The following is an 11,507-nucleotide window of genomic DNA, read 5'->3' on the forward strand; positions in this document are numbered from 1 at the left end:
ATAACATTCAATTTCTTACTTTATTTCAAAAATATATATTACCTTTGCATGGCATAAATGATGATTGATATCATATATTTATATTAATTGTTTGTTAAGGAAAGTTGGCAGAGTGACCGAATGCGCTGGACTCGAAATCCGGTATACCTTTTTTAGGTATCGGGGGTTTGAATCCCTCACTTTCCGCAAGAGTAAGTAATATTATTTATATTTGTCTTGCATTAGAAAGTATTACATTGTTTCATGGTAATTGTGAATATGGATAATGCATGGATAAAGCCCAAAAGTTCATTCTAAATGTTATGGATACGTGTCTTTGGCACGTTTAGATCAGTATGCCGTTAAGGTCCTGATTCCATTCCACGAGTGGTGACGTTCCTCAGGAATGCTTTATCGGCTGATTCACAAATTCCTCTTTGGTATTTTTAGTCATTATAGCGAATGTTTGTTAAAGCACCTCGCGCTAAAGGTTCTGATATGTAATAAAATTTACAAGACAGGTTTTCTTATGCTTTGTGGATTTTTACAAGAAGTGTAACTATCTGGTATACAATGGATTAGTTGTAGAAAAAAGTGTGCCAAAAATGAATGGTCTGTTCTCGCTTGGTGAATAGGCTATTCATGGCCGATGAACATGCCATTCATTGAGCATGAATAGGCCATTCATCGGAAGAGAATTTTATATTTACTGGGAATGTAAATAGATTTCAAATTTTTAAGGGCGGTGCGGCCTTTTTGATAAATTAACAATGCACGTATGGTTAACTTATTCATATTGCATGATGACGTCCATGCAAGAGTAATCCTATAATATTTGTCTGATGGGTATGAAAACAAGTATATCGCGAAATGGTGTTCATGCCAGACAAAGACGTATTTTGATGGTAGGCTATCGGTTCAGATAGGCATAGATGCTCGTGGAATCAATAAAATCTTCTGATTTATTATTTTTTTTGATAAAATAATTATAGTTTATTTGTTTATATCGTGTGTTTTATTTAACTTTGCATCATGTTTATTGTAAGACATGAAGATATGAAATCAAATATGCTACATATTATTAATATTATTATCCGACTGTGTGGGGCATCCGGAAGTGACAAGGTATGTACATGATTTCAGTTTTATAAATGAAATGCAAGCCTTTCTCACTTCATGGTGTGGAAGGTTTTTATTTTATATGGTGTCAATAGATGTAAAGAATAAAAAGAGTATAGGTATATGAGTGAAAGATTGTTTATTTTTGATACGACACTCCGCGATGGCGAGCAGGTGCCCGGATGTCAGTTGAACACAGTTGAGAAGATTCAGGTAGCAAAGCAACTCGAACAGCTTGGAGTGGATGTTATTGAGGCGGGCTTTCCCGTTTCCAGTCCCGGAGATTTCAACTCGGTGATTGAAATCTCAAAGGCTGTGACATGGCCGGTCATCTGTGCCTTGACGCGTGCTGTAGAAAAAGACATAGACGTGGCTGCGGAATCATTGAAATATGCACGGCATAAGAGAATACATACCGGTATAGGAACCAGTGACTCGCATATAAAGTATAAGTTCGGCAGTACACGTGAAGAGATTATCGAGCGTGCCGTGGCGGCAGTCAGGTATGCCAAAAGATATGTTGAGGATGTCGAGTTTTATGCCGAAGATGCAGGAAGGACCGACAATGAGTATCTTGCGCGCGTAGTTGAGGCGGTAATAAAGGCCGGGGCCACAGTGGTGAATATTCCGGATACCACAGGATATTGCCTGCCGTCGGAATACGGTGAGAAGATAAAGTTTCTGATGGAGAATGTAAACGGAATACATAACGCGGTAATTTCAACCCATTGCCATAATGACCTCGGAATGGCAACTGCGAATACTTTCAGCGGTGTGATGAGCGGTGCGCGTCAGGTGGAAGTGACGGTCAACGGTATCGGAGAGCGTGCCGGCAACACCTCTTTGGAGGAAATAGCAATGATATTACATTGCCATAAAGGACTTGATATTGATACGAATATCAATACTCAGATGATATTCCCTACCAGCAGGATGGTGGCAAGTCTTATGAATATGCCGGTACAGCCAAATAAGGCTATTGTCGGAAGAAATGCCTTTGCCCACTCAAGCGGCATACATCAGGACGGAGTGCTGAAAAATGCCGGGACGTATGAGATAATGAATCCCAAAGATGTGGGACTTGACGACAGCTCCATCGTGTTGACAGCCCGTTCCGGACGTGCGGCATTGAAATACAGGCTCGGTGTTTTGGGCGTTAAGATAGACGATGAGGACAAGGTAGACAAGATATACCAAAAATTCCTTAGGCTTGCCGACCAGAAAAAGAAAGTTACCGATGATGACATTCTGATGCTTGCCGGTGCCGATACCGCTGAAGGCCGTGCCGTGAAACTTGATTTCCTTCAGGTTACTACGGGTATGGGAGTTAAGAGTGTCGCGAGTATAGGTATTGACATATCAGGTCAGAAATTTGAAGAAGCCTCTACGGGCAACGGACCTGTAGATGCGGCTATAAAGGCATTGAAGAAAATCATCCAGAAGCAGATGTCTCTGAAAGAATTCACGATTCAGGCAATAAGCAAAGGCTCCGATGATGTAGGAAAGGTTCACATGCAGGTTGAATATAATGGAAGTGTTTATTATGGATTTGGTGCGAATACCGATATTGTCACAGCATCTGTAGAGGCATACATCGACTGTATAAACAAATTCCGTTAATGACAGAATCATATAAAAAACAAAGACAAAAACAGGAATGAATACTTTATTTGACAAAATATGGGACAAGCATGTTGTCCGGATCATTGAAGACGGTCCCACGCAGTTGTATATAGACAGGCTTTATTGCCATGAGGTGACATCGCCTCAAGCTTTTGACGGTATGCGCAAAAGGGGATTGAAATGCTTTCGGCCTTCACATATATATTGTATGCCGGATCACAACACCCCTACGCACGATCAGGATAAACCTGTGGCAGATCCGGTTTCAAGGAAGCAGATAGATACATTGGCACGAAATGCCGGAGAATTCGGTCTTGCTCATTATGGAATGATGGACAAGAGCAATGGAATAATCCATGTCGTGGGGCCTGAAAAAGGTCTCTCTCTTCCCGGCATGACTATTGTATGCGGTGACTCACATACTTCCACGCACGGTGCAATGGGGGCTGTGGCTTTCGGAATCGGTACAAGCGAAGTGGAGATGGTTATGGCATCGCAGTGTATTCTTCAGCAGAAACCGAAGTCGATGCGCATAAATATAAACGGAAGATTGGGCAAGGGTGTTACGGCAAAAGACGTGGCATTATACCTGATGTCCAGAATGACGACTTCCGGTGCTACCGGCTTTTTTATTGAGTATGCCGGTGAAACGGTGCGCAATATGAGTATGGAGAGCAGGCTCACTTTGTGTAATCTTTCTATAGAAATGGGAGCGCGCGGTGGCTTTATCGCTCCTGACGATATAACATTTGAATATATCAAAGGGCGTGAGTTCGCCCCGAAAGGTAAGGAGTGGGAAGAGGCCGTCTCTTATTGGAAAACATTGAAAAGCAGTGATGATGCCGTATTCGATAAAGAATTGAACTTTAATGCCGTAAACATCAAACCAACAATTACTTATGGTACGAATCCCGGTATGGGAATGGGGATTGACGAAACGATTCCTGAGCTTGCAGACATACCGGAATCGGGAAGAGCTTCTTTCCTTAAATCGCTTGAATATATGGGGTTCTCTCCAGGAGAGACACTTGAAGGGCATCCTGTCGACTATGTGTTTCTCGGGGCATGCACAAATGGCCGTATAGAGGATTTCAGGCTGTTCGCGTCATTGGTTGAAGGAAAGAAAAAGGCCGATAGCATTGTGGCATGGCTTGTGCCTGGCTCCTGGGCTGTGGACCGGCAGATTCGTGAAGAGGGGCTCGACAAGGTTCTTGCCGCTGCCGGGTTTGAGATACGCCAGCCGGGATGTTCCGCCTGCCTTGCAATGAACGATGACAAGATTCCGGCCGGGAAATATTCGGTGTCGACAAGCAACCGTAATTTTGAGGGCAGGCAAGGCCCCGGAGCGCGCACTATCCTTGCGTCTCCGCTTGTGGCTGCCGCTGCTGCCGTGACAGGTAAGATAACAGATCCGCGAACAATAATGTGAAAGAATCATGAGACAGAAATTCGATGTAATAACAAGTACATGTGTTCCGTTGCCGTTGGAAAATGTGGACACAGACCAAATAATACCCGCACGTTTTCTTAAATCTACAGATAAGGAAGGCTTTGGAGAAAACCTTTTCCGTGATTGGAGATACAATGAGGACGGTTCGCCGAGAAAAGATTTTGTACTCAATAATCCTGAATACGGAGGCTGTATTCTTGTGGCCGGGAAGAATTTCGGCAGCGGTTCCAGCCGTGAACATGCGGCATGGGCCATTGCCGGATATGGATTCAGGGTTGTGATAAGCAGTTTTTTCGCGGATATCCATAAAAATAATGAATTGAATAACTTTGTTTTGCCGGTTGTCGTTTCAGAAACATTTCTGGCAGAGCTTTTTGATTGTATAGCCGCGAATCCTAAAACAGAAGTGGAGGTGAATCTTCCGCATCAGACCGTGACCAATAAGGAAACGGGAAATACTGAAAGTTTTGAGATAAACGGATATAAGAAACATTGTCTGATGAACGGTCTCGATGATATCGACTATCTTATACAGAATAAAGATAAAATCGAAGAATGGGAACAGCGGAACAGGTAAATGAGACAAAAGGCAGAATACAGCCTTTTATAGAGATTATGGACTGCACATTGCGTGACGGTGAGCAGACGAACGGAGTCTCCTTTCTTCCGCACGAGAAGCTTATGATAGCCCGTATGCTTTTAAAAGATGTAAATGTCGACAGGATAGAAGTGGCTTCGGCACGTGTTTCGGAAGGAGAAAAAGATGCCGTGACCATGATATGCCGGTATGCGAGGCAGATAGGTATGGTAGAAAAGGTGGAGGTGCTCGGCTTTGTCGACGGCAATCTGTCTGTTGACTGGATAAGGAGTTGCGGGTGCTGTGTGCTAAATCTTCTTGTCAAGGGCTCGTTGAAACATTGCCGCCAGCAATTGTACAAGACCCCTGAAGAGCATATTGAGGATATACGTCATTCCATTGACTATGCAAGAAAAAACGGAATAACTGTAAATATATATCTTGAAGACTGGAGCAATGGCATGAAAGACTCTCCCGAGTATGTATATATGCTGATGGATGCTCTTCGTGATTCGGGAGTGCGCCGTTTTATGCTGCCCGATACTCTTGGCATTCTTAATCCGTTGCAGGTGATAGAGTTTTTCAGAAAGATGGTGAAGCATTATCCTGATGTCCATTTCGATTTTCATGCGCATAATGATTACGATTTGGCCGTGAGTAATTCTCTTGCCGCGGTGCTGAGCGGTGCAAAAGGGCTTCACGTAACGGTGAACGGGTTGGGAGAGCGGTGCGGAAACGCTCCGTTGTCAAGTGTTCAGGTAATACTGAAAGACCAGTTCCATGCCAATACGAGTATTACGGAAGACCGGCTTAATGATATAAGCAGAATGGTGGAGGGCTATTCCGGAATAGCCGTGGCTCCTAATCAGCCTATTGTAGGAGAGAATGTCTTCACTCAGGTTGCCGGTGTCCACGCGGACGGTGACAACAAGGACAACCTTTATTGCAATGAGCTTGTACCTGAGCGTTTCGGCAGAAGAAGGGAATACGCTCTTGGTAAAAACAGCGGCAGGGCAAATATAGACCGTAACCTTAAGGAATTAGGCCTCGAGCTTACTCCTGAGCAGGCAAGGAAAGTGACAAAGAGAATAACGGAGCTTGGCGACCGTAAGGAGATTGTCACACAAGAGGATTTGCCTTTCATCGTGAGCGATGTCTTGAAACATTCGGCTCCGGAAGAAAAGGTAAGGCTTGTAAGCTATCTGGTTTCGTCCGCCTATGGACTGAAGCCACTGGCAAGTGTGAAGGTGGAGATAAACGGAGTGCAATATGAAAAGGATTCAACAGGTGACGGACAGTATGACGCCTTTGTAAAAGCTTTGCGGAAAATATACCGGGATTGCCTGGGACGAACCTTCCCTTTACTTGCAAACTATGCCGTGACAATTCCTCCCGGAGGGCGTACCGATGCTCTTGTGCAGACTGTAATCACATGGCGCAATGGCGAAAAACTGTTCAGGACACGCGGCCTTGATGCCGACCAGACGGAAGCTGCCATAAAGGCAACATTCAAAATGCTGAATTTAATAGAAGAAGAGATAAACTGAATTTTAAATACGAATAATAAATAAGCTATATGGATTTAAGAGTAGCCGTTTTACCGGGCGACGGAATAGGACCGGAAATAATGTCACAGGGACTGGCTGTAATGAATGCCGTTGCAGATAAATATGGTCATAAAGTGGAATGCAGGGAAGCGCTTTGCGGTTCAAGTGCCATAGAGAAGACCGGCAATCCTTTCCCCGATGACACTTATAATATATGTAAGGAAGCCGATGCCGTGCTTTTTGCAGCTGTCGGTGATCCTAAATTTGACAACGACCCTACAGCCAAGGTCCGTCCGGAACAGGGACTTCTCGCGATGAGAAAAAAACTCGGACTATTTGCAAATATCCGTCCGATACAGACATTCAAGTGTCTTTTGCACAAATCTCCGTTGAGGCCGGAACTTGTTGACGGTGCTGACTTTGTGTGCATACGTGAGCTAACGGGCGGGATGTATTTCGGAGAAAAATATCAGGATAATGACAAGGCGTATGATACAAATTATTATACGCGTCCTGAAATTGAGCGTATATTGAAGATCGGTTTTGAATATGCGCGTCGACGCAACCGGCATCTCACAGTCGTGGATAAGGCCAATGTATTGGCGTCAAGCAGATTGTGGCGTCAGATTGCAAAAGAAATGGAGCCTCTGTATCCTGATGTCACGGTTGACTATATGTTTGTGGACAACGCTTCTATGCGGATGATTGCCGAGCCGAAATTCTTTGATGTGATGGTGACGGAAAATACATTCGGTGACATTCTGACAGATGAAGGCAGCTGCATTTCTGGCTCTATGGGACTTCTTCCGTCTGCCTCCACCGGTGAGAGCACTCCGGTTTTCGAACCGGTACACGGCTCATGGCCTCAGGCAAAAGGACAGAATATTGCAAATCCGCTGGCTCAAATACTTTCTGTGGCGATGATGTTCGAGTATTTCGGTCTTAAAGAAGAAGGAACATTGATACGCAAGGCTGTCGATGCGTCTCTTGACGCGAATGTACGCACACCGGAAATACAGGTTGAAAACGGTATGGAATATGGAACAAGAGAAGTAGGAGAATGGATTGTAGACTATATAAGAAAGTCTTGATTCCGTGACGTTTGCATGTTTAATGTATTGATTATATGTCGAATAAACTGAAATGCGTATTGGTGGCTTTTGCTTTCGGCTTTTCATACGCAAAGGCTCAATCTCCGCAACAATGGCGCGATTCGCTTGGAGTTCTCAATAAAAAAATTGCAGAAAACGTATATTCGTCCGAACTTCATCTTAAGAAGGCTGCTGTAAATATGCAGTTGCAGCAATGGGAGTTTGCATTGGAGGAATATAATATGGTGCTCAGGAAGGAACCGGAAAACCTTACTGCACTTTATTATCGTGCCTATGCCCAGACAAAATTGGGACGTTACAGCCTTGCCGCAGGTGATTATAAGGATATTCTCGGCAAGGTACCGGATAATTTTGAATCAATGCTCGGCCTTGCCCATGTGAATATCCGTCTTAACCGCATGACTGATGCCATGGACCTTTTTAACCGTCTTTCTGAGATTTATCCGGACAGCGGTATTGTATATGTGAGCCGCGCTGTTCTTGAGCGTGAACTAAAGAATTATGATGCCGCACTTTATGATTTCGACAAGGCAATAGCGCTTTCACCGGATGATGCCGACCTGTTGCTTTCAAAACTTGATGTTCTGATTGCGCTCAAAAAGAAAGCCGAAGCCATGGAAGTGTTCAGGCTGCTTGTAAAGAAAGGTGTGTCGAGAGGCTTATTGAAAGAGTGGGAGGCAAGGATTATGAAATTGTAATCACTCTTCATGCATGACGGCAGGCACTTAAGTGCCTGCCGTCATGCATGAAGAGACAATATTATTTCTTCAGCAGATCTTCGAGAAATTTATTCAAATCGTCATCCAGTCCTTCCATAAGTTCTGGATCAATGATTATCGTATCATCATCAACGAGATACAGTTCCGCAACATTCTCTTTGTCTTCATTTTCGAGAATAAAGCTGAACGGCTTGATTATAGCCATTCCATCAACCAGAGCTTTCTGCGCTTCTATACATTTCCTTACAGACTTTACAATAGAGACATAGAAATTGTCATCTTTGTTGTCTATCCATTGCTCTATAACAGAACGTGTGATTTCTTTGTCATCATCATCGAAAGCCACAAGCTCTCCTGTCTCCTGATTGGCTCTAAGATGGATGTCCGTAAGAATTGTCGGTTCTGCCTCAGACGGAAATTTGTCGGCGACTTTGCCGATAGTCCTTGTAATCTGTTGCAATGTCTGTTCCGTTGCTTTCATAAACTGTGTATTTTTATATTAGAAATGGCATGTGTCTTATCATTTACAAAAGTATAAAAAGATTCGTATACTTGCAAACGATTACGGGGTTTTTATTAAAAAAAAAGGAATTTTATTTGTGTTTTGGAAAGATAGTATTACCTTTGCATTGTAAAGTCGAGATTGCAAATTTGACTTATTGTAATGAAGAACAAGGAATACAGAATATCACATTCAGGTGTCGTTGCAGCTGTTGACGGAGATTGTGTCAGTGTGCGTATAGTACAGACCTCAGCCTGTGCGTCATGCAAATTGTCAGGCCATTGCAATGCCTCAGAAAAGAAAATAAAAATCATAGACGCTCATAATCGTGACGCAGGCTCATTTAAGGTTGGCGAAAAAGTTGTTGTAGGAGCCTCTGTAAATATATTCCGGCATTCTGTTTTTCTGGCCTTTGTCTTGCCGTTGATTATAATGGCATTGACCGGCTTTGTTGTTGCGAGGCTATATAATGATTGGGATTTGGGCGTGTTGGTGTCTCCCATCGGACTTATACTTTATTACATATTGTTGTATTTTTTACGTGACAGACTTAAGCGTGAACTTGTTTTTACGGTTGAACATTCAGACAATTATTAACTAAAACAAATTATAAAAAAATTATGAGTTTCATTGTTATTGCAGTAATAGTGCTTGGCGCAATAGGACTTGTTGCGGCTATAGTACTTTATGTGCTTTCCAAGAAATTTGCCGTTCAGGAAGACCCCAGGTTGGGCGAAGTTGCCGCTTTGCTTCCCGGTGCCAACTGTGGCGGTTGTGGCTTTCCGGGTTGTGGAGGCTTGGCGGATGCTCTTGTCAAGGGCGCCGATGCAGGCAGTATCGACGGATTGTTTTGCCCCGTAGGCGGTTCTGCCGTTATGGGTGAAGTTGCCGACCTGCTCGGAATGGCTGTCGCCAACAGCGAACCGATGGTGGCTGTTGTAAGATGTAACGGGACGTGTGAGAACCGTCCGAAGGTTTCAGAGTATTCAGGTCTTCGCACATGTACGGCTATGAATGCTTGCGGGGCCGGTGAGACAGCTTGCGGGTATGGTTGTCTTGGTTGTGGCGATTGCGTGTCGGCGTGTCAGTTCGGTGCCATTTATATCAATCCTGAGACAGGTATCGCGGAGGTTGATGAAGAAAAGTGTACTTCTTGTGGCGCTTGTGTGAAAGCTTGTCCGCGCAATATCATTGAATTACGCAAGAAAGGTCCTAAAGGACGCCGCGTTTATGTAAGTTGCATGAACAGAGACAAGGGACCTGCTGCAATGAAAGCGTGCAAGGTTTCATGTATCGGTTGCGGAAAATGCGAGAAAGAATGTCCGTTCGGTGCAATTAAGGTTGAAGGCAACTTGTCGTACATAGACTTTAATCTGTGTCGTTTATGCCGCAAGTGTGTCAATGTCTGTCCTACTCATGCTATCGAGGCCGTTAATTTCCCGGCTCCGAAGCCCAAGGCTGATAAGTGCGGGACAGGCTGCGGTGACGGCAAATGTGGAATCAGAAAATAAGGAGGCTTAATCGATGAATATAAGAACATTTAGTATTGGAGGCATACATCCGGAAGAGAATAAACTTTCGCATGATATTGCCACCGTGGCTGCTCCATTGCCAAAACAGGCCATATTTCCTCTGTCACAGCATATAGGTGCTCCGGCAAAGGCTATTGTGAAGAAAGGGGATAAGGTGAAGGTCGGTACAATGATTGCAGAAGCCGGAGGTTTTGTGTCGGCTCCTGTCTATTCATCCGTATCCGGTACTGTTTTTAAGATAGACAGCGTAATCGACGCTACAGGCTATCGCAAACCTGTAATAATTATCAATGTTGAAGGTGACGAATGGGAAGAAACCATTGATCGTTCAGACAAGTTGGAGACCCTTGCCGCACATCCGGAACTTACTCCTGAGGAGATTGTGGAGAGAATAAAGATTGCCGGTGTAACAGGTATGGGTGGAGCCGGTTTCCCTACTTTCATAAAGTTGTGTCCTCCTCCTACGGCAAAGGCCGAATGCGTGATTATCAATGCTGTGGAGTGTGAGCCGTATATCACCGCCGACTTCCGTCTCATGATGGAGCATTCCGATGAGATTCTTGTAGGGCTTGACCTGCTGATGAAGGCTGCCAAAGTTGAAAAAGGATATATCGGTATTGAGACCAACAAGCCTGAGGCTATAGAGTTGTTCGAACGGAAGACTGCCGGTGACAGCCGTATCGAGATTGTCCCGTTGAAACAACGTTATCCGCAGGGTGGCGAGAAACAGCTTGTTGACGCTGTCACAGGCCGTCAGGTTCCGGCTCCGCCGGCCATTCCTGTGAATGTCGGTGCTATTGTCCAGAATGTAGGAACGGCCTATGCCGTTTATGAGGCAGTCATGAAGCATAAGCCGCTGTTTGAGCGTTATACCACTGTTACAGGCAAGAAACTGGCCAAACCCGGCAACTTCCTTGTGCGTATGGGTACTCCGATGAAGGAACTTATAGATTTGTGCGGTGGTATGCCGGAGGGAGACAACAAGTTGCTTGCCGGTGGTCCGATGATGGGTAAGGCACTTATGAATACGGAAGTGCCGGTATGCAAGGGCACGAACAGTGTTACCGTTATCAGCGGTGATGAGGCGAAGCGCAAGCCGGCACAGCCATGTATACGTTGTGCAAAGTGCGTGAGCGTATGTCCTATGGGACTTGAGCCGTTCCTTCTTGCCACACTGTCGGCAAAGAAAATGTTTGAAAGGGCGGAACAGGAAGAGATTGTTTCATGTATAGAATGCGGTTCATGCCAGTTTACATGTCCTTCTCACCGTCCTATCCTCGATAATGTTCGCTATGGAAAATCAACAGTAATGGGCATCATCAGAGCCCGCAATGCAAAAAAGTAGAA

The 11,507-nt window shown here is 44.5% G+C and carries 10 protein-coding genes and 1 tRNA gene; 10 read left to right on the forward strand and 1 reads right to left on the reverse strand.

From position 1 onward, the window contains the following. Positions 1-98: 98 nt before the first annotated feature. The 7 genes from HPS56_RS10210 to HPS56_RS10240 all read left to right on the forward strand — a co-directional run bounded on the left by HPS56_RS10210 (position 99) and on the right by HPS56_RS10240 (position 8,105). A tRNA-Ser gene (locus HPS56_RS10210) sits at positions 99-186 on the forward strand. Positions 187-1,221: 1,035 nt separating this feature from the next. Then, the gene (locus HPS56_RS10215) at positions 1,222-2,718 is read left to right on the forward strand and encodes a 2-isopropylmalate synthase (protein ID WP_172276166.1); all 1,497 of its coding nucleotides are present in this window, start codon (positions 1,222-1,224) and stop codon (positions 2,716-2,718) included. Between the two features lie 37 nt (positions 2,719-2,755). After that, positions 2,756-4,150, forward strand: coding sequence for a 3-isopropylmalate dehydratase large subunit (leuC, locus tag HPS56_RS10220; protein ID WP_172276168.1), 1,395 nt, complete (start codon positions 2,756-2,758; stop codon positions 4,148-4,150). Between the two features lie 7 nt (positions 4,151-4,157). Next, positions 4,158-4,748, forward strand: a complete 591-nt coding sequence (leuD, locus tag HPS56_RS10225; RefSeq protein ID WP_172276170.1) for a 3-isopropylmalate dehydratase small subunit — start codon at positions 4,158-4,160, stop codon at positions 4,746-4,748. After that, positions 4,727-6,295 (forward strand): hydroxymethylglutaryl-CoA lyase-like TIM-barrel protein, encoded by a 1,569-nt coding sequence (locus tag HPS56_RS10230; protein WP_172276172.1) that lies wholly within the window; start codon positions 4,727-4,729, stop codon positions 6,293-6,295. The genes leuD and HPS56_RS10230 overlap by 22 nt, the downstream gene beginning before the upstream one ends. Positions 6,296-6,324: 29 nt before the next feature. Next, complete coding sequence (leuB, locus tag HPS56_RS10235; protein WP_172276174.1) at positions 6,325-7,386, forward strand: 3-isopropylmalate dehydrogenase; 1,062 nt, start codon at positions 6,325-6,327, stop codon at positions 7,384-7,386. Positions 7,387-7,421: 35 nt separating this feature from the next. After that, positions 7,422-8,105, forward strand: a complete 684-nt coding sequence (locus HPS56_RS10240; protein ID WP_172276176.1) for a tetratricopeptide repeat protein — start codon at positions 7,422-7,424, stop codon at positions 8,103-8,105. 61 nt (positions 8,106-8,166) lie between these two features. Here the strand turns inward: HPS56_RS10240 and HPS56_RS10245 are convergent, their stop codons facing one another. Further along, complete coding sequence (locus HPS56_RS10245) at positions 8,167-8,607, reverse strand: hypothetical protein (RefSeq protein ID WP_172276178.1); 441 nt, start codon at positions 8,605-8,607, stop codon at positions 8,167-8,169. Positions 8,608-8,790: 183 nt separating this feature from the next. Here HPS56_RS10245 and HPS56_RS10250 point away from each other — a divergent pair, with 183 nt between their 5' ends. Genes HPS56_RS10250 through rsxC form a run of 3 tightly spaced genes read left to right on the forward strand, consistent with a single transcriptional unit; the run spans position 8,791 to position 11,505 of the window. Next, a complete protein-coding gene (locus HPS56_RS10250) occupies positions 8,791-9,225 on the forward strand; it encodes a SoxR reducing system RseC family protein (RefSeq protein WP_172276180.1) in 435 nt (144 codons plus the stop codon). Positions 9,226-9,248: 23 nt separating this feature from the next. Continuing rightward, positions 9,249-10,139 carry a Fe-S cluster domain-containing protein gene (locus HPS56_RS10255; protein WP_172276182.1) on the forward strand — a complete coding sequence of 297 codons (891 nt, stop codon included), beginning with the start codon at positions 9,249-9,251 and terminating at the stop codon, positions 10,137-10,139. A 13-nt stretch (positions 10,140-10,152) separates the two neighbouring features. Beyond that, positions 10,153-11,505 carry an electron transport complex subunit RsxC gene (rsxC, locus tag HPS56_RS10260; protein WP_172276184.1) on the forward strand — a complete coding sequence of 451 codons (1,353 nt, stop codon included), beginning with the start codon at positions 10,153-10,155 and terminating at the stop codon, positions 11,503-11,505. Positions 11,506-11,507 lie beyond the last annotated feature (2 nt).

Origin of the sequence: Xylanibacter muris (assembly GCF_013166605.1) — a bacterium.
Classification (GTDB): Bacteria; Bacteroidota; Bacteroidia; order Bacteroidales; family Bacteroidaceae; genus Prevotella; species Prevotella muris.